Genomic DNA, 19,159 nt, shown 5'->3' on the forward strand with positions numbered 1-19,159 from the left:
GCGCCCGGCGTCAGCGGGCCAGGAAGGCCCGAACGGTCGACTCGAAGGCGTCCTTGGCTTCGATCATCACCCAGTGGCCGCACTGGGGGAAGACGTGCAGTTCGGCTTCCGGGATCAGCCGCATCGGCGCCATCGACATGTCGGGCGGGCTGACGCGGTCGTCGCGGCCCCAGGTCAGCAGGGTGGGGCACTTCACCTTGTGCATCATCGCCCAGTAGGGCGGAGTGTCGGCGTTCGCCTGGTACTGCTGCATCATCTCGAAGGCCTTCGACCCGTACATCATCGCGGCGGTCTTCTGTGCGGCCGGATCGTTGGCGGCGGCCCACCGCTCGTCGATCAGGTCGTCGGTCACCAGCGCGCGGTCGTAGACCATGGAGTTGAGCCACCGGACCAACTTGTCGCGGTCGGGTGCGTCGGTGAACTCCTGGAGCAGACGGATCCCCTCCGACGGGCTGGGGCTGAAGATGTTCGGCCCCACGCCGCCGATGGTGATCAGCTTCTCTACTCGGTCCGGATACTTGATCGCGAGGTTGATGCCGACGACGCCGCCCATCGAATTGCCGATCATCGCCGCCGAGGCGATGCCGAGGGCGTCCATGAACCGGATGACGGATGCGCCCGCGGTCAGGACGGGATGGCCGTCGACGGGATCGGAGACGCCGAACCCCGGGAACTCGATGATGTAGCAGTGGTGCGTCTCGGCGAAGAAGCCGAGATTGCCGCGGTAGTTGCGCCAGCCGTTGACGCCGGGGCCGGATCCGTGAAGCAGGATGAGCACGTCGTCGTTGTGCTCACCGGCCTCGTGATACCGGATTACTCCCTCGTCGGTGCTGATCTCGCGTCTGGTTCCCTCGTAGGTCACGTCCATTCCGCCATAATAGAACGTGTTCTAGTTGCTGGTTGGACGTATCCTGGAGCGCGTGAAGATCGATGTCTCAGTTCCGCTCGTCGCCGCAGGTCTGATCGGCGGGTTCGCCGCCGCCCGATACTCCGGGATCCGTCCCCTCGGCGGTGCCGTGCTCGCCGCCGCCGGCGTCGGCGCCGGCCGCAGCTGGCTCCATCGCGGCGCGGCCGTTACGGGAGCTTTGTCGGCAACGTACCTCGGTGCGTTCGGAATCTCACACCCGCTGGCGAAGAAGCTGGGCGCATGGCCGTCCGTGCTGGTCGTGACGGGTGCGGCCACAGGTGTGACGGCGGTCGCCTTGACGCTCGCTGACAGATCGGCTCAGTGATTCACAGGAAGTCGGGGGAGAATCGTCGAGTGGTGCACGGCACCGCTCTTTGCTCTCGAGGGGATAGATGGTGATTCGACGTAATTCCGCCGCGCTGGTGTCATGCCTGGTGGGCGTGGCGATGGTGCTCGCCGCGTGCAGCGGTGGCACTTCGGCCCCGCCTCCGGCTCCCGCGGCGATCGGCGTGCCCGTGGCGAACGGCAAGCCGATCAATCCGACGACGCCGATCGTCGTCGACGCGACCGGAGGAGAACTCACCGCTGTGACGGTGACCAACGCGGCGGGTAAGAAGGTCGACGGAAAGCTCGACGCCACCGCGACGCATTGGACCACCTCCGAGGACCTCGGGTACGGCGGGACCTACACCGTGGACGCCACAGCGGTCAACAGCGACAAGAAGCCGACTACGAAGTCGTTCACCGTCACCACCATCACCCCCGACGACACCGCGTACGCCAACGTCGTCCCGGCACCGGACGTGGTCTCCGACGTCGGCATCGGCGTCGGTCAGCCGATGGTCTTCCAGTTCACCAAGCCGGTGAAGGACAAGGCCGAAGTGACCAAACACCTCAAAGTGACGACCACACCCGCTCAGCCGGGTGCCTGGTACTGGATCGACGACCAGAACGTCCACTACCGCGGCCCCGAATACTGGAAGCCGGGCACCAAGATCCACATCGAAGCCGACGTCTACGGCGTCGATCTCGGCGGCGGCGTCTACGGCGCCGAGGACAACGCCGTCGACTACACCGTCCACGACTCGTGGGTGGCGAAGGCCGACGGTGCCACCGAACTGCTCACCGTCTTCCACAACGGCGAGCAGGTCAAACAGATGCCGATGAGCCTCGGCGAGCCGAACAATCCGTCGCACACCGGTCCGCACGTCGTGTCCGAGAAGGCCGCGCAGACCGTCATGGACTCGTGCACCTTCGGTGTCTGCCAGGGCGATCCCGGCTACTACCGCGAGACCGTCTACAACGATCTGCGGATCTCGAACGACGGTGAGTTCGTGCACTCCGCGCCGTGGTCGGTGGGTCAGCAGGGCGCCTCGAACGTCTCGCACGGCTGCGTGAATCTGAGTCCGGCCGACTCGCAGTGGATGTTCGACCACTTCGGTCTCGGCGACGTCGTCGAGATCACCAACTCGGGCGGCCCGCCGCTGCCCGTCTGGGACACCTACGGCGACTGGGAACTCAGCTGGGATCAGTGGAAGGCGGGCAACGCCTGACGAGCTGACGCCGGCGCTCAAGTCTCGGTGTCGCCACCGAGCGAGGCCTCGTCCTCCGCGTTGAACGTCTCCTCCAGCGTCGCCGGACTGTAATCGACGTCGATGTCTTCGACGTTCCTTCCGCGCGCGGACTCGATCGCGTGCAGCCTGCGCTGCGCGCGATCTGCCGCGTACTCGAGGAAGTCGTCGTTGTCGATGCCGAACGGCGGTTCGTCGAACTGATCGTCGACCCAGGCGATCATGCCCATCGCGAGGGGGATCAGTTCGCCGAACCTGTCGGTGACCACCTGCCAGAGCGAGTCGTCGGCCGCCACGTGCCTGCGGCAGGTGAACGTGCCCCAGGCCATATGCCTGGTCTCGTCCTCGGCGATTCGGCCGATCAACTGCTGCATTCCCGGCAGGATCTCGGTTTCGACGCAGATGCGCCGCCACGCGTAGTAGCCGGTGAGCGCCAGGCTTCCCTCGATCACGTGGTTGTAGGTGACGCTGGCGCGGACCTGGTTGACCGGCGACGGGTCGGCGGAGAGCACCCGTAGCGACTGCGGCAGCTGTTCGTAGAAGAGCTGCCGGTAGTAGGGGTTCTCGGCGACGTACGGGTGCAGATCGCCGGTGAGGCCCACGGCGTCCATCCAGAGTCGGAAACCCTGGGCGTGCTTGGCCTCCTCGAGGCAGAACTGCGACAGGTACATCTCGTCACCGAACCGGTCCTCGGACGCCATCGCGTCCATGAAGGGCCGGATGTCCTGGGTCACCGCCTCCTCTCCCGCGACGAACTGCGAGACGAGGTAGGTGGCGCTCCGGCGTTGCTCGTCGTCGAGCGCGGCCCAGTCCTGCGCATCTCGGGAGAAATCGATCGCCGCGGGATTCCAGGTCTTGGCGTTGCCCTTGGTGAACAGTCGGAGCGGGAACGACTGCCAGTTCATCCCGCCCGCTCGCAGTGAGGTGAAGTCATGGCGCACATCGGATTCTGGGGAGGCAGCGGTCACGGGAATCACTTCCGGAGGTCGTATCGGCTGGGTGCTGCCGACGCTAGTGCGTTCCGCACGGGATCGAAGCGGATTCGGTGTCCGATCGGTCGGGATCGTTAGTCTGGGAGCATGTGGCCTCGTCCCGAGACGATGACGCGCACCCTGGTGGTGTCGGTGAGCGCTGCCCTGTGGTGCTCGGTGTGGTGCGCGATCTTCGCCGCGGGGATCCGGGGATCGGAGAGTCTCACGCTGGCGACGGTGGCACTGCTCGCCGCGATCGCAGGCGGGTTCGCGATCCCGACGGCGTGGATGTCGTTGACCGTCGGCGCGCTGGGCGTCGGAGCGGCGATCGGCGCGGCGGCCGGCGGCGTGCCGTGGGTCGCGATCCCCGCCGCCGCGGTCGGAGTGATCTGCGTCGTGATCTGGCTGTTTCGGGTGGTTCCGCGGATCTGGCTCTATCGGCAGGGGACGCGGGTCCGCGGAACAGTGGTCGAGTCCGACGGCGACCGTGCCGAGGCGATCGAGAGCACCCACGCCACCGTCCGCTACCGGATCGAGTATCGGGACGCGGAGGGCCGAACCCATCAGTTGACCGGCAGAGACGAGTTCCCCCTCGGCGCTCGGCCGTTGGTCGGCGATACGGCCGAGGTGTACTACGCCGAGGCGAAGCCCGAGCGGGCCGTGGCGGTCTTCGGGACGACGCCGCGCGACTGACCCCGCGCCGGGCGGTTCGCGCGAGGAGCGCGTCAGTCCGCGGTGCGCGCGTCCTGGGACGTGTCGGCGGCGATGGCGCCCGGCCACCAGATCCGCGGTCCGATGTCGAGGGTGAGCGCCGGAACCAGCAGCGATCGCACGATCAGCGTGTCGACGAGGACGCCGAACGCGACGAGGAAGGCCACCTGGGCCAGGAACAGCAGCGGGATCACCGCGAGGGCGCTGAACGTGGCGGCGAGCACCAGACCGGCTGCGCTGATGACGCCGCCGGTGCCGGTGAGGGCTCTGATCATCCCGTCGCGGGTGCCGTGTGCCTGCGCCTCCTCCCGGGCCCGGGTCATCAGGAAGATGTTGTAGTCGATGCCGAGCGCCACGAGGAACACGAACGCGAACAGCGGGACGACGGGATCGGCGCCGGGAAAGCCGAACGGGCCGTTGAACATCAGTGCCGCGACGCCCAGCGCGGTCCCGAACGACAGAACCGTGGTCGCGAGCAGGATCAGCGGTGCGAGAAGGCTCCGCAGCAGGACGACGAGGACGGCGAGGACCACAGCCAACACGATGGGGATGATGACGTTGCGGTCGCGTTCGGCGGTGGTCCGGGTGTCCAGGTCGACAGCCGTGGCGCCGCCGACCTCCGCGTCGGCACCGGGGACGGACGAGACGGCGTTCCGGATCCGCACCACGGTGTCCTGTGCGGCGAGGGAGTTCGGGTCATCGCTCAGCGTCACCTGAATCGCCTGCCTCCCGTCGTGGGTGACGGGACCCGATGCGGCGGCGAGGATCTCGGCGGCTGCGACGCCGTCGACCGCACGAACCCGTTCCGCGGTTCGGACCGCGGCCGCATCGTCGGTGATCACCCAGGTTGGGGTGCCCGACCCGGCGTCGAAGTGCCTGCCGTGCATCTGCGCGCCGGTCACCGATTCGGTCTCACCGAGGAAGAAGTCGTCGGTGGAGACGCCGCCGGCGCGGAACGCGGGGGCGAATGCGGCGCCGATGACGAGCACCAGGAGGGTGAGCGCCCAGATCTTGCGCGGCGAACGGGCGACGAATGCGGCGACCCGTTGCCAGATCCGGTGCGTCGAACCGGTGGCCGGCCCCGGCCGGCGCGGCCAGAACGCGGTGCGTCCGATGAGCGCGAGGGCGGCCGGGAGGAAGGTGATCGAGACGAGCAACGAGGCGGCGATGCCGATCGCCGCGATCGGGCCGAGGCTGCGATTCGAGTTCAGGTCGGACAGCAGCAGACAGAGGACGCCCAGGATCACGGTGGCAGCCGACGCGCAGATCGGCGGGAGGGTGGCGCGCCACGCGGTGCGCAGGGCCGCGCGTGCGTCCGGTTCCGCCGACAGCGCCTCGCGGTAGCGAGCCACCAGAAGCAGGGCGTAGTCGGTGGCGGCGCCGAAGACCAGGATGAACAGGATTCCCTGGCTCTGCCCGTTGAGTTCCAGGGTGCCCGCGGACGCGAGCCAGTAGACCGCGCCCGACGCCAGTGCGAGGGCGAAGACTGCGGAGAGCAGCACCACCAGCGGCAGGATCGGCGAGCGGTATACGACGATCAGGATCGCCAGCACCACCGCCCCGGCCACCAGCAACAGGACGCCGTCGATGCCCGCGAAGGCGTTCGAGAGGTCGGCGGCCTGGGCGGCGGGGCCGGTCACGGCCACTGCCACTCCGGGCGGTGGATTCGCCAGCGCATCGCGCAGCTTCCCGATCTGCTCCTTCGGTTTCCCATCAGTGGAGACCGGGACGAACAGTTGGACGGCCGCACCGTCCGCCGCCCCGATCGCGGGAGAGAACTGCGGTGCGAAGCCCGGCGTTCCGGCCAGTGGAGTCACGGCGTCGGAGACGAAGGCGGTGTCGGCCGCAGTCATCGGCCCGCCGTCCTGCTTCTCCGCGACGACGATCGCCGGGAAGTAGCCGGTGTCGGTGAACGCGGGCAGCTGCTCGGCCACGCGGGTCGACTCGGCCGACGAGGGCAGGAACGCGCTCGCGTCGTCGGTGGTGACCGTGCTGAGCTTTCCGGCCAGCGGTCCGGTGGCCCCGGCCACCCCGAGCCAGATCAGCACGAGCACGGCGGGCACCAGCGTGCAGGCGAGCCGCGAGGAGGTCATGGCCTCCATGTCTACCGGCTATGCGGTGTTCGCACCATCGAGAGCGCCGGTCGGCTGCCTCACCAGATGCGGACGCGATCGGCGGGCGGCAGATACAGCGCATCGCCGGGGACGACGTCGAACGCTTCGTAGAAGGCGTCGACGTTGCGGACCACACCGTTGCAGCGGAACTCCGGCGGCGAGTGCGGGTCGATGGCCAGACGCCGGATGGCTTCCTCGTCCCGGGTCTTGGTACGCCAGATCTGGGCCCAGCTGTAGAAGACCCGTTGCCGTCCGGTCAGTCCGTCGATCACCGGCGGCGTGGCGCCGGACTTCTCCTGCGCGATCTCGTACGCCACCAGGGCGATCGACAGCCCACCCAGATCGCCGATGTTCTCACCGAGGGTGAACTCGCCGTTCACCTTGTACTTCTCGTCCAGCCCGTGAGGCGTGAACTCGCCGTACTGCGCTGCCAGTGCCGAAGTGCGCTTGCCGAACTCGGCCCGGTCGTCGTCGGTCCACCAGTCCACCAGGTTGCCGTCGCCGTCGTACTTCGCGCCCTGGTCGTCGAAGCCGTGGCCGATCTCGTGGCCGATCACCGCGCCGATGCCGCCGTAGTTGGCCGCGTCGTCGGCGTTCGGATCGAAGAACGGGGGCTGCAGGATCGCCGCCGGGAAGACGATCTCGTTCATCCCCGGGTTGTAGTAGGCGTTCACCGTCTGCGGCGTCATGAACCACTCGTCGCGATCGACGGGGCGGCCGATCTTGCGGAGCTCGCGTGCGGTCTCGAAAGCCGCGGCGCGGCGGGAGTTGCCGACGAGGTCGGTGCGGTCGACCTCCAGCGTCGAGTAGTCGATCCACTTGGCCGGGTAGCCGATCTTGGGGGTGAACTTGTCGAGTTTCGCCAGGGCCCGGGCGCGCGTCGCCTCGGTCATCCAGGGCAGATCGCCGATGTTGCGGCGATACGCCTCGACGAGATTGGCGATCAGTTCGTCCATCCGGGCCTTCGCCTCGGGCGGGAAGTGTCGCTCCACGTATAGTTCGCCGACCGCGAAGCCTGCCGCCTGCTCGACGAAACCGACACCGCGCTTCCATCGGTCGCGGATCACCTCGGCACCGGTGAGGGTCTTGCCGTAGAACGCGAAGTTCTCGTCGACGAAGTCGCTGGAGAGATACGGTGCGACGGTGCGCAGCAGCCGCCAGGCGAGCCAGCTCTTCCATGAATCGAGCGGCTGCGAGGTGAGCAGTCCGGCGCTCGACTCGATGAACGACGGCTGACCGATCACCACCTCCGCGAACGTCTCGCCCGCGTCGAGACCAGTCAGCCAGCCGGCGAGATCGAAACCGGCGGCGAGATCGCCGAACTCCGCGAGGGTCCGCAGGTTGTAGGCGGCCTCGGCGTCGCGTCGCCGCACCACGTCCCAGTGATGCGATGCGATCGCGGTCTCGAGGTCGAAGATCGCCGTCGCCTGCCGTTGTGCGTCGGCGACACCGGCCAGTCCGAGCATCGCGGCGATGTGAGCGCGATAGGCCTCGCGCACGGCGGCGTGATTGTCTTCGCGATAGTAGGACTCGTCGGGCAGTCCGAGACCGCTCTGGGTGATGTGCACCAGGTAGCGGTCGGACCGTCGCGCATCGGTGTCGACGTAGAAGCCGAACAGGCCGCCCACCCCCTCGCGCTGCAGACGCCCCATCAGAGCGGCCAGTTCGGAGGTGTCGGAGACGCCGGCGATCTCCTGGAGCTGATCGGCGATCGGTGCGACCCCGAGTTCCTCGACCCGATCGACGTCCATGAACGACGCGTAGAGGTCGCCGATCCTGGCTGCGGGCGTGCCCGACTCGGGGGAGCCCTCGGCGCACTCCTCGACGATCGCGCGGACGTCCTCCTCAGCGTTGTCGCGCAGCACGTGGAACGCTCCGTCGATGCTGCGATCGTCCGGAATCCGGTGGCTGGCAAGCCATTTCCCGTTGACGTGGGTGAAGAGGTCGTCTGCGGCGCGTACGGATGGTTCGACCCACTCGAGGTCGAGCCCGGAGGTCTGCTCGATAGTCACGTCCTCCATAGTGACATCACGCCGGGGTTTATTCCCCGAGCCGCGCATCCATCGACCAGACGAGCAGTTCGCAATCGGTGGCCGCCCGGACGACGGTTCCGCCGAAGTCGGTGGCGCGCAGGGCGTCGGAGGCCTCCAGCGTCTCGCCCTCCACCTGCGCGGTGCCGCGGGTGACGAACAGGTGTGTGAAGCGGGACGACGGCACCGCGATGGTCTGTCCGGGAGTGAGTCTGGCCGCGGAGAGGGTGGCCCCGCGGTTGGCGATTCGGATCGCGGAGTCGTGGCGGGGGGAACCGGAGGCGACGGTGACGAGGCGTCCCGGTCGCAGTTCGCCCGAGATGTCGAGTTGCTCGTAGCCCGGTGTGATGCCGTACTCGTCGGGCATCACCCACATCTGGATGAAGTGCACCGACTCGTCCGCCGACTCGGCGTCGTCGTTGCGTTCGGAGTGCAGGATGCCGGTGCCTGCGCTCATCCGCTGTGCGAGGTCGGGATAGATGACGCCGCTGTGTCCTTCGGAGTCCTGGTGGACCAGCGATCCCGACAGCACCCAGGTGACGATCTCGGTGTCCGCGTGCGGATGTGTGTCGAAGCCCTCACCGGGCGAGATCACGTCCTCGTTCTGCACCAGGAGCACGCCGTGGTGGGTGTTCGCCGGGTCGTAATGGTCGCCGAACGAGAAGGAGTGGGCCGAGTCGAGCCAGCCGGTGGTGGTGCGCGCGCGGTCCGTGGAACGCAGGATGGACGTGCTCATGGAGTCCATTGTCCTCCGTCGCCCGGAACGGATGCCGTGAGCGGCGCGTTGTGCGATTGTGACCACATAGTTCCCGGAATGCGAGCTTGTGGCCAGAGAAACGGGTGGGAATGAAGTGATAATTGGGACTATGGTTTCGCGGGTTGGAAGAGCGGTGTTCGCTGTCGTCGCTGCGCTGGCCGTGGTTCTCGCCATGGTCTCGTGCTCTTCCGACGACGATTCGGATGCTTCGCGTGCGGTCTCGGCATTCGCGGACGCGATCAGCAGGCAGGACACGCAGGGAGCGGCCGACCTGACGACGTCGCCGAGTCAGGCGGCCGAGCTGCTCGGCGTCACGTTCGCGGGAATGCATCCGCGTGAGGTGTCCGTCGACACCGGGCGGCTCGTGGAGTACAGCGACGGCAGCGCCTCGTTCACCCTGACCATCACGTGGAACTGGGCGGGCGACCGGAGTTTCCAGACCAAGACCTCGGGGTCGGCACGCCGGCTCTCCTCCGGCTGGAAGGTCCAGTGGGATCCGGGGCTGCTGTACACCGGCCTCACCCCGGACGGCCGACTGCAGGAGGTCCGCACCGACGCCACTCCGGCGCCGGTGGTGCGCAGCGCGTCGGGCAAGCCGTTCATGCAGATGGAGCCGGTCAACGAGATCACCATCGACCCGGCCGCGACCAAGGATCTCGACAAGTCGGTGCGAGCGCTGGCGAACGCGGTGGCTCCGGTGGCCCCGATGGTGACGGTGAAATCGATCGACGACAAGCTCGCCGCTTCCCAGGGACGGCAGGTGGTCGCGGTGACGCTGCGCGACTCCGACATGCAGATTCTCACTTCCGATCCGGCTCGGATCGCGGGAGTCAACGTCAACAAGTCGGGCATGCTCGTGATGACCGACCGCCGGCTGTCGACCCCTCTGAGCGCCGGTCTGACGAACTACTGGAACGCGATCCGCGACGCCACCGCCGGCTGGCAGGTGCAGCTCGTGGCGCCCGGGGCGCCGCCGCAGAAACTCGCCGGGCATCAGGGCGGGGCGGGCCCGGACATCGTGACGACGATCGACCCGAACGAACAGCTCACCCTGGGCGACGCCGCCGTCGAGGTGGCGCAGCCGGCGACGATCATGACCCTCGACGCCGCCACCGGAGCGATCCGCGGGATGGCGCAGAACGACGCCGCGGCCGCCAAGAACATCGAGGCGGGCATCGCCTATCCCGTCGGCAGCACCCTCGACCCGGTGTTCGACGCGATCGCCGCGGAGGGCAAGGGCGCCGATCAGCACAGCGCGGAGTCGGTGCTGCACTCACTCGGGTTGGGCCTGCAGTTCACGGTTCCGGGAATGAGCCTGCCGAGCGGCACCGCGCCCAAGGTGTCCGCCGCCGCGTACCACCCGAAGGATTACACGGCGTCGATGATCAACATGGCGGCCCTGGGAGTCGCCCTGGAACGAGCCGGCGGTGACCGGACCGCGGCTCCGCCGTTCGTCATCAAGGGGTCGAAGACCAAGGTCACCGGGGGCCAGTTGGGCAAACTCGACGACGGCGTGGTCCGGCGGATCCAGGCGTCCATGACGACCACGGCGAAGACCGGCGACGCCAGTGATCTGACCCGTGCTCCCGGGCTCAAGGCGCTGGTCGGCACCAACGGGCCACAGGGACCCGGTTGGTTCGTCGGCTCTCAGGGCGGCAAGATCATCGTCATCTACTGCGAGGGCGACAAGTCCGGTACCGCGGCCCTTCAGGTGGCGCAGAAGTACTTCACGCTGAAGTGACGCGGCGCCGCGTCACCAGACCGGCGACGGCGCGCCAGCCCAGCAGCAGGACACCGGTCGCGATGGTGGCGACGATGCAGAACGAGAGGGCCGTGCCCTGCCCGGAGACCACGCGCAGCAGCATCCCGACGACGACGGTCGAGACCCAGACCGCGACGCCGGCGGGCCAGAGTGCGGCGGGCGCGAGGTCTCGGCCCCGGGTGGTCGCGGCGGCGATCGCCCAGCCGGCGATCGCTCCGACGAGGAACGGCCACAGGGTCGTCAGAAATCCGGTGAACGAGCCGGCCTCATCGTGGCTGCTGCGGCCGACGGCGACGAACACGCAGATCGCCGCGAAGTCGGCGACGGCGGGGAGGACGAGACGTCGCTGAACCGGCGCGACGGATACGGGTGCGGTCATGTCCCCACCGTATCCCCGGACCGGCCGGCCTTCCCTACCCTGTGTTCGGCGTCTCGCCGGCACCGGGATCGCGACCGTCGTCGGACCGTCGATCCAGCTGTCCGGGGTCGATGACCGGATACTTCTGCGTCGTGTCTTCGGCGATCTCGTCGTCCAGACTGCGCCGGGACTTGAACGCACCCCGGTACCGCACCGCGATGACGACCCAACCGATCAGTGCGATCAGGATGTAGCTGATGATGCGGTAGATCAGGACGGCGGTGAGCGCATCCGCGGCGCCCATGCCCGCGGAGGCGAGGGCCGCGACCAGGACGCCGTCGACGACGCCGATGCCGGCGGGCAGCAGCGGAACCGCGGTGCCGACCGCCTTGCCCGCGGCATAGGCGACCATCAGACCCGAGATCGAGGGATGCGCGCCGATCGCATAGCAGGCGGCGGCGAGACAGAGAACGTCAGCGACCCAGTTGAACAGGCTCCAGCTGAACGCCTCGACGGCGTTGCGCCGGTCGAGCTTCACCGCCTGCAGCTGGGTGATGATCTGGTGGAGTCGGTCTGTCCCGTAGTCGGCGGGCTTGTCGCGCAGCTCGTTGAACCAGCCGAGCAGCCGGGCGGCGATGGTCTCGAGCACCTGGGGATGACTGGCCATGTACTGCACGACCGCCACGAACACGACGAACAGTGAGACGCTGAAGATCACGGAGAACGGACTGGTCTTGGCGCCGGCGAGCAGGGCTCCGCCGAGACCGAGCAGCGCCAGTCCGGCGCCCGCCAGCAGCCCGGACATCACCAGCTGCCAGGAGGCGACCACCGGTGTCGCGCCCCAGCGCCGGCTCTCGCGGTAGATGAACGCCGGAGCGAGGACCTGTCCGCCGGGCAGGGTCTGGGACACCGAGTTCGAGGCCAGGATCACCGCCAGTGATTCGCGCTGCCGGACCCGGACGCCTGCCGAACGCATCAGGACGCGCTGCACCTGGCCGTAGCTGTCCATCGACAGCAGAGCAGCCACGATGGAGACGAAGACCCACTGCCACCGGAGCTCGCCGATGCGCGCCCAGGTCTGTGTGAGCTTGGGCCAGACGATCACGCCCTCGGTGACCAGAATGGCGACGACGAGGACGATCAAACCCCATCGGAGCCAACGGCGCCACGGTCGCGAGGACCCGCCCTCGGGCGTCGGGTCCGCGGCGACGTGGTCGGCGTCGTCGTTGGGCATGCGCTACAGCGTAACTGCCCGGTAGCGAGGGACCTATTCCCCGTCCTGCTGTGCCCGACGGCTCCGGCGCAGCAGATCCTGCACGCTGATCTGGGTTCCCTCCTCGCCGCGGTCGGCGCGGAGCTCGCGCGAAGGGGCCTGCGGCTCGGGTGCCGCGGGCTCACGGGCCGGGGCCTCCGTTGCCGGTGCGGTCGGGCGCGGGGGCGGTGTCGGTGCCGGGGGAGTGGCCCGGGCGCGGCGCGGCGCGGGAGCCTGCGGCTGGTCGGTCGCCGGGCGAGGAGCCACGGGCTGCGGGCCGCTCTGACCCGGTACCACCGGGCGCGGCGGAACCCGGCGCGGCGGTACCGGCGGTGCACCGATCGGGCGGCGCGCGGTCGCCGGGGCGGTGGGAGCGGGTCCCTGTGGCCGTGCAGCGGGCGTCGCACCGCCCGTCGTCGGTGCGATCGGCGTCCGCACCGGACGCGGCTGCGGTGCAGGCGGTGCGGTCTGCGGTCGTGCCGACGGGGCTGCCTGCGGTCGTGGGCGCTGATCCGGGCTCACCTGGCGGACGCCGCCGAGTCCGAGCTTCCACGAGCCGGTGTCGGGGCCGGAGCCGCGGCGGTCGGTGCGCGCGGCGGACGGCGCGACCACCTCGTCGTCGACGAGTTCGTCGAGCGTGCTGTCGGCGGTGGGCTGGGGTCCGCTGTCGGACTCACCCGGCGTCTCGTGCCGCGAGAGCGCGCGGCGGGGCCCCGTCGGCTCGGCCCGTCCGGCCACCGGACGTTCGGCCACTCCGGACGGTACCCGCATCGCGGTGGTCGGTGCCTCCGCCGCGGCCACGACACCGCCCGAGGTGCCCGCCGGCACCGCGTCGAAGTAGTCGGGGCGCTTCTGGCTCGGGTCGTCCTCGAGGATGGTCTCGCCGAGGCCGATCTTCTGCTGCAGTCGTTGCATCCAGCGCGGCGACCACCAGCAGTCGTCGCCGAGCAACTTCATGATCGACGGCACCAGCAGCATGCGGATCACCGTCGCGTCGAGGATCAGCGCTGCGATCATGCCGTAGGCGATGTACTTCATCATGACGATGTCCGACAGGCCGAACGCGCCGGTGACCACCACCAGGATGGCCGCGGCCGCGGTGATGATGCGGCCGGTGTGCGCGGTGCCCACCCGGATCGCCTCGGTGGTCGACGCACCCTGCTGCCGGGCCTCGACCATGCGGGAGAGCAGGAAGATCTCGTAGTCGGTCGACAGGCCGTAGATGATCGCGATGATCAGAACCAGCACCGGCGCGAAGAGCGGGCCGGGAGTGAAGTTCGCGATCGACGAGCCGTGACCGTCGATGAAGATCCACGTCAGGATCCCGAGCGTGGAGCCCAGACCCAGCGCGGTCATCAGTGCCGCCTTGATCGGCAGGATGACCGAACCGAACGCCAGGAACATCAGCAGGCCGGTGACCAGGACCAGCAGGATGGCCATCCACGGGAGCAGCTTGATCAGCGCGTCGATGGAGTCCTGGGTCAGGGTCGGGGTGCCGGCGACGTAGACGGTCATGCCCTGGTCGTCGATCTCGCGGAGCTTCTTGATCGCCTCGGGTGCGGTGTTGCGGTCCACCAGACCGGCCGACATCTGCGTCACGCCGAGCCCGGTCTCGTCGTCGCCGTACACGCCTTCGAGGGCTCCGCCGTCGGCCGTGGGCGAGAACTGCTTGGTGAACCCGGGGATCTGGTTGGCCTCGTCGGCGATCCGCTGAATCTTGCCCGCCGCGTCGTCGGTGTTCTGGTCGTAGGTGACGATCAGCTTGAGGTCTTCGGTGCGCTCGGTCGGGAAGTACTTGTCGAAGTCCTCCTGCGCGACGCGGTTCGCGTTGTCGGGCGGGAGATAGGCCTCGGTCATGCCGCCGAACTGGATGTTGCCGAACGGGATGATCAGCGCCAGCAGCAGCAGGACCGTGGGTGCCGCGGTCTTGACCGGGTGCTGCATCACCCATCCGGACAGGCGGCCCCAGAATCCGGCCTCGATCTCTTCGCGCGTCTTGGTCCGACGCAGGAAGGGCAGGCTCAGCGCGTCGATCCGGCGGCCCAGGATCGCCAGGATCGCCGGGAGGACGGTGATCGACAGGATGGCGGCCAGACCGACCGACGCGATCGCCCCGTACGCCACGGATTTCAGGAAGGCCTGCGGGAACATCAGGAGACAGGCCAGCGCGGCGACGATGATGGTCGCCGAGAACACCACGGTCTGGCCCGCGGTCATCACGGTTCTTCGGACCGCGGCTTTGACCGTGTATCCCTCGGCCAGTTCCTCTCTGAATCTGCTGACGATGAACAGGCCGTAGTCGATCGCGATGCCCAGACCGATCAGCGTGACCACCGACTGGGCGAAGATGTTCAACTCGGTGAGCTGCGCCAGCACCTTCATGATGCCGAGGGAGCCGGCGATCGTCAGACCACCGATGAAGACCGGCAGCACGGCCGCCACCACGCCGCCGAAGACGAACAGGAGCATGATCGCCACCACCGGTAGCGCGATCAGCTCGGCACGCGAGATGTCGTCTTCCATACCCTTGCTCATCGCGGCCGCGATCGGTTGCAGACCGGCCAACTGAAACTTGGTTCCCGGTAGGTCGTACCGGTCGGCGAGCCCGTCGAAGAACGGCTCGATGGTCTTGTAGTTGTTCAGGATCGTGGTGTCGTTGTCACCCGCGACGCCGATGGACACGAAACCGTGTTTTCGGTCGGCCGTCCACATCCGGGACTGCTTGATCTCGGCAGCGGTCTGACCGGCGCCCGCGTCGGCCTTCTCGAACGGATCGATGATGCCAGCGTGCCCGTCGCCGGACTCCCGGCTGACGATGTCCGGATGCTCCTTGACCAGGTCGTCGACGATGTTCTCGGTCTTGGCGCTGAACGCCGGATCGTCGACCTTGGTCCCCGCAGGCGGCGTGATCAGCAGGATCACGTCGGACTTGTGGTCTCGCCCGAGGGCGGTGTCGGCGATGACGGATCCCTGGGCCGACTCCGAGCCCGGGTCGAACCATCCGCTCTGGGACAGGTACTGCGGCAGGTTGATGCCGTACAGCCCCAGACCGCCCATCAATGCGACGAGGACGGCGATGACGGTATAGCGCATTCGGTAGACGAATGAGCCGATGGATCCGAACACGCCGGTGTCCTTCCTACTTGCGGGTACCGAAAGTGCGATTCTCGCAGCCTAAACTGAGAAAACCTGCGCACGGCTTCAGGTCTCTGAAGACCTGTCTACTTGAGCAACGCCGTGAGGGGACGGAACGGGGTGAGCCAGGCACCCTCGTCCGGCAGCGAGTCGAGACTGATCCGCGGCAGCGGTTCGCGGAACACGCCGGGGATCTCCTCGAGATCGATGAACTCGATCTCTTGGCAGGTCAACGCCCAGCTCGCATGCTCCCGGAAACCGATGACGGTGACCGGCACGCCTTCGGCCGCGATCTCCAGCAGCGGTTCCCGGAAGGCCTGGCCGTCGGCTGAGGCGACGATCACACCGGCGAGGCCGGGTGTATGACGTCGCACCTGGATGTGGTCGAGCATGTCGGCGTCGACGTCGCTGTCCTCGGTCAGCTTCGGCTTGGCGAACACCGCGTAACCGACGTTCCGCAGCGCCTCCACCCACGGGCGCACCACGTCGGCGCTGCCGGGCACGATGTTGGTGAAGACGGTGGCTTCGGGCTCGACCTCGGCGTGCAGACTCGCCGCCAGAGCGGCGTTCCGCTTGAGAATCCAGCGGCCCAGGGCGTCGAACCGCGGCCGGTGCGCGGCGGTCGGGCGGCCGCCGAGGATTCCTCCGAGACCCATGTCCATATTCGGGGCGTCCCACACCAGCAGCAGTCGGCGAGCACTGCTCGCGCCGGAGATCGTCTCCGCGAACTCGGGGCTCATGCGTCGTCCTCCCTGGTCTCCGTGCGCGTGGGTTTGGGATGCGGCTTCACGTAGACGAACTCGTTGACCTCTCGGCCCTCCTCCTGGGCGCGGCCCTCGAACTTGGTGGTCGGGCGGTCGAGCAGAATCGGCGAGTCGAAGGTCAGCGGCACCACATGCGGCCGGTCCGGACGCTGCGTCGCCAGCAGTTCGGCGATCCACAGCGCGTAATCGGCGTGATCGGTCGCGATGTGCAGGACGCCGCCGGGCTTGAGTCGATCGGCGATCAGTTCGATGGTGCCCGACTGCAGGAAACGCCGCTTGTGATGGCGCGACTTGGGCCACGGGTCGGGGAAGAACACGCGGACGCCGGTGAGGGTGTCGGGACCGATGAGCTCGGAGAGGACGACGGTCGCATCGCCGCGGACCATGCGGACGTTGGTCAGTCCGGCTCGGTCGACGAGGCCGACCAACTGCGCGAGCCCGGGCTGGTACACCTCCACGGCCACGACGTCGGCGTCCGGCTCGGCCTCGGCCATCGCCGCGGTGGAGATGCCCGTGCCGCTGCCGACCTCGACGATGAGGGGAGCCTGCCGTCCGAACCACTCCGCCGCCTCGAGCGGTGGCTCGTCCGCGCGGTCGGGTCCGGTGCGCAGGTCGCGACCCAGCCGGGGCCACAGAGTCTCCCAATTGCGCTGCTGTCCGGGGGTCAGAGTCCCGCGCCGGAACCGGAAGCTGGTGACTCTCGGGTAGAGGCGGGAGCGGTCGGTGTCGGGCGCCGATCCATCGGCGGCGTCGGTGTTCACCGTTCCATGGTGTCCTATTTACGGTGCTCGCTCACAACGGACACCCCGATCAGCCGCCTCGGACCGCCCGATTCCGGCGACCGCCGCACAATGTCGGACCTGCGGGGTAGGTTCAGTGCACGCAGACACCTTGGGGGAGGTGGACGGGGTGGAACCCATTCTCAGCGGCCTCGCATTCGACGGGCCGGACTTCGCACGCACACCATTGGTGGTCGACGTCTCCGGGGCGCCCGGCGCGGGCAGTTCGACGATGGCCGCCGCGCTCGCCGCGCGCTTCGGAGTGGTCGCCAGACCGGTCGGTCAGGACCGGGGAGACGGTCCGGATCACGACCGGCGCCTCGACGACCCCGCGGATCTGCTGATCCGGGTCATCGGCGCACAGGCGCGGGCCTGTGATCGCGCCGCGATCCGGGCAGCGGAGGTGCTGGTGGTCGTCGTCGCCGCGAAGGCCGACACCCGGCCCGACGCCGACCGCCTCGCCGCGAACGCGAGCGAGGATCTCGCCTGTCCGGTGCATCCGGTGTCCGCACTGCCGGCCGCGGCGCGGATCACTTCAGCTGACGTGGACGTCCTACGGTCGTGGGCGGCCGCCGGGGTCCGCGTTCCCGAGTCCGCTGCAGCGTTCGCCGCAGCCGCGCCCGACCAGGGCTCCGCAGCGCGGCTCCTCGCATTGCTCGGTCGCGCCGGTCTCGTGGAGTCGCTGGCCGCCGTATCGACCGACCCCGACCTGGACGCGCAGGCGCTGGCGGTGCGGCTGCGGCAGGCGAGCGGTCTGGACGCGCTGGTCGCGCCGATCGCCGCCGCTTCCGCGGAGATCGCGCGCGGTCGCCGGGTGCGCAGACTCTCGGGGCTGCGCCTGCATGCGGCCCGCGGCTTCGACCGCGTCGCGGTCGAACGGCGTCTGGCGGGGGAGCGGGTCCGATGACTCTGCTGATCGCCGGAACCGCCGGAGCCGATCCGGCGGGACTCGCCGCTGCACTGGCGGCCGCCGGGCTGCGGGAGGAGATCCTCGTCGCGGGCAGCCCCGCCGACGCCGCGTCGCAGGCCGCGCGGGCGCGGACGGCCGTGCTGGCGATCGACTCGTCGATGCCGGCGTGCGAAGAAGAAGACCTGCTGCTGGCCGAACTCGCCGCGGCGGGCCTGCCGACGGCACTCGTGGCATGTCGCGTCGACGCCTTCCCGGCATGGCCGAAAGCGCTGGCCGAGACGCGGCGCCGCCTGGATCCGCAGCGCGGACTTCCGGTGTTCGCGACCTCCGCGGCGCTCGCGAGCGCGTCCGGTTCCGCGTCGGGTGTCCCGGAACTGGCACGCTGGTGCCGCGATCGGGCCGACGGTGAAGCCGTTCCCCGGGCTCCCGCGCGGGCCGAGAACGGACAGGCCGAGAGCGGACAGAGGGCGCAGCCGCCCTCGGAGTCGGTCGCGCTGATCCGTGCCGATCGGCTCGCCGGACTGCGAGCGGGCATCGTCGCCTCCAGGGCGGAGGCGATCGAATCGTTGCGGGCCGCGACGTCCGATGTGCATCGCTGCGTGCCGGACGCCAGCGCCGCTCCCGGTTTCACCGACTGGCTGCCGTCGTTGCTCGACGCGCTCGAACACCGGGTGATGGACCACTTCGCGCAGCGGCTCGATCAGGTACGGGCAGCGGCCGTCGGCGGACTGGCCGGCGGCTCGTCTCCGCCGTCTCCGCCCGAGCCGTTCGGGAACGGCACGCGGGTCGTGCCTCGACCGCAGGGCGGTCGCCGCACCGAGGACGTCATGGTGCTGCTCCTCGGCGCATCGATGGGTTTCGGAATCGGCCGGATGGTGATCGCGCCGACCCTGCAGTGGGCCGGACTGGGCATCGCCGGGACCGTGCTCACCCTCCTGGGCGGCGTCGCGCTCGCCGCATGGGTGGTGTCCGTCCGCCGCGCATCCGCCGATCGCGCGCGGCTGGAACGGTGGGCCGCTGAGGTGATCGCGTCGAGGCGGCTCGGCATGGAACACCGCATCGGCACCAGGGCCGGCGCGGCCGAAGCTCAGTTCACGAGAGAGGTATGGAACCGGACGCGACCCGCTCGCGTCTGATG

16 protein-coding genes are annotated in these 19,159 nt (G+C 68.9%); 6 read left to right on the forward strand and 10 right to left on the reverse strand.

Annotation, left to right across the window (positions count from 1 at the left end; translation table 11 throughout):
- Window positions 1–10: 10 nt before the first annotated feature.
- A complete protein-coding gene (locus ACE11G_RS01100) occupies window positions 11–868 on the reverse strand; it encodes an alpha/beta fold hydrolase (RefSeq protein ID WP_045540643.1) in 858 nt (285 codons plus the stop codon).
- Window positions 869–920: 52 nt separating this feature from the next.
- Between ACE11G_RS01100 and ACE11G_RS01105 the strand changes: the two genes are divergently transcribed.
- Window positions 921–1,232: a hypothetical protein gene (locus tag ACE11G_RS01105; protein WP_039867616.1), complete on the forward strand. Its 312-nt coding sequence runs from the start codon at window positions 921–923 to the stop codon at window positions 1,230–1,232.
- 121 nt (window positions 1,233–1,353) lie between these two features.
- The gene (locus tag ACE11G_RS01110; protein ID WP_231650334.1) at window positions 1,354–2,460 is read left to right on the forward strand and encodes an Ig-like domain-containing protein; all 1,107 of its coding nucleotides are present in this window, start codon (window positions 1,354–1,356) and stop codon (window positions 2,458–2,460) included.
- A gap of 17 nt (window positions 2,461–2,477) precedes the next feature.
- Here the strand turns inward: ACE11G_RS01110 and ACE11G_RS01115 are convergent, their stop codons facing one another.
- Window positions 2,478–3,446, reverse strand: coding sequence for a R2-like ligand-binding oxidase (locus ACE11G_RS01115; RefSeq protein WP_062367376.1), 969 nt, complete (start codon window positions 3,444–3,446; stop codon window positions 2,478–2,480).
- 111 nt (window positions 3,447–3,557) lie between these two features.
- On the opposite strand from ACE11G_RS01115, the gene ACE11G_RS01120 reads away from it, so the two are divergent.
- The gene (locus ACE11G_RS01120) at window positions 3,558–4,142 is read left to right on the forward strand and encodes a DUF3592 domain-containing protein (RefSeq protein WP_375003377.1); all 585 of its coding nucleotides are present in this window, start codon (window positions 3,558–3,560) and stop codon (window positions 4,140–4,142) included.
- A 32-nt stretch (window positions 4,143–4,174) separates the two neighbouring features.
- On the opposite strand, the gene ACE11G_RS01125 is transcribed toward ACE11G_RS01120, so the two are convergent.
- The 3 genes from ACE11G_RS01125 to ACE11G_RS01135 are packed head-to-tail and all read right to left on the reverse strand — an operon-like array spanning window position 4,175 to window position 9,040.
- Window positions 4,175–6,253, reverse strand: coding sequence for an MMPL family transporter (locus tag ACE11G_RS01125; RefSeq protein ID WP_375003379.1), 2,079 nt, complete (start codon window positions 6,251–6,253; stop codon window positions 4,175–4,177).
- Between the two features lie 59 nt (window positions 6,254–6,312).
- Window positions 6,313–8,295, reverse strand: a complete 1,983-nt coding sequence (locus tag ACE11G_RS01130; RefSeq protein ID WP_062367281.1) for a M13 family metallopeptidase — start codon at window positions 8,293–8,295, stop codon at window positions 6,313–6,315.
- Between the two features lie 19 nt (window positions 8,296–8,314).
- The gene (locus ACE11G_RS01135) at window positions 8,315–9,040 is read right to left on the reverse strand and encodes a pirin-like bicupin family protein (protein WP_197462929.1); all 726 of its coding nucleotides are present in this window, start codon (window positions 9,038–9,040) and stop codon (window positions 8,315–8,317) included.
- 130 nt (window positions 9,041–9,170) lie between these two features.
- On the opposite strand from ACE11G_RS01135, the gene ACE11G_RS01140 reads away from it, so the two are divergent.
- A complete protein-coding gene (locus ACE11G_RS01140) occupies window positions 9,171–10,802 on the forward strand; it encodes an NTF2-like N-terminal transpeptidase domain-containing protein (protein WP_045540028.1) in 1,632 nt (543 codons plus the stop codon).
- Here the strand turns inward: ACE11G_RS01140 and ACE11G_RS01145 are convergent.
- The 5 genes from ACE11G_RS01145 to trmB all read right to left on the reverse strand — a co-directional run bounded on the left by ACE11G_RS01145 (window position 10,789) and on the right by trmB (window position 17,093).
- Window positions 10,789–11,202, reverse strand: coding sequence for a DUF3054 domain-containing protein (locus tag ACE11G_RS01145; RefSeq protein ID WP_006896818.1), 414 nt, complete (start codon window positions 11,200–11,202; stop codon window positions 10,789–10,791). The genes ACE11G_RS01140 and ACE11G_RS01145 overlap by 14 nt on opposite strands.
- 34 nt (window positions 11,203–11,236) lie before the next feature.
- Window positions 11,237–12,415 carry a YbhN family protein gene (locus tag ACE11G_RS01150; protein ID WP_006896817.1) on the reverse strand — a complete coding sequence of 393 codons (1,179 nt, stop codon included), beginning with the start codon at window positions 12,413–12,415 and terminating at the stop codon, window positions 11,237–11,239.
- Window positions 12,416–12,448: 33 nt separating this feature from the next.
- Complete coding sequence (locus ACE11G_RS01155) at window positions 12,449–15,559, reverse strand: MMPL family transporter (protein ID WP_375003382.1); 3,111 nt, start codon at window positions 15,557–15,559, stop codon at window positions 12,449–12,451.
- A 95-nt stretch (window positions 15,560–15,654) separates the two neighbouring features.
- Window positions 15,655–16,308: an NYN domain-containing protein gene (locus ACE11G_RS01160; RefSeq protein WP_045540559.1), complete on the reverse strand. Its 654-nt coding sequence runs from the start codon at window positions 16,306–16,308 to the stop codon at window positions 15,655–15,657.
- Entirely contained in the window at window positions 16,305–17,093 is a 789-nt protein-coding gene (gene trmB / locus ACE11G_RS01165; protein WP_062367287.1) for a tRNA (guanosine(46)-N7)-methyltransferase TrmB, read from the reverse strand. The genes ACE11G_RS01160 and trmB overlap by 4 nt, the downstream gene beginning before the upstream one ends.
- 148 nt (window positions 17,094–17,241) lie before the next feature.
- On the opposite strand from trmB, the gene ACE11G_RS01170 reads away from it, so the two are divergent.
- Window positions 17,242–18,018: a hypothetical protein gene (locus ACE11G_RS01170; protein WP_375003385.1), complete on the forward strand. Its 777-nt coding sequence runs from the start codon at window positions 17,242–17,244 to the stop codon at window positions 18,016–18,018.
- Complete coding sequence (locus ACE11G_RS01175; RefSeq protein WP_062367291.1) at window positions 18,015–19,157, forward strand: hypothetical protein; 1,143 nt, start codon at window positions 18,015–18,017, stop codon at window positions 19,155–19,157. The genes ACE11G_RS01170 and ACE11G_RS01175 overlap by 4 nt, the downstream gene beginning before the upstream one ends.
- Window positions 19,158–19,159 lie beyond the last annotated feature (2 nt).

Origin of the sequence: Gordonia sp. PS3, assembly GCF_041950545.1 — a bacterium.
Taxonomy (GTDB): Bacteria; Actinomycetota; Actinomycetes; order Mycobacteriales; family Mycobacteriaceae; genus Gordonia; species Gordonia sihwensis.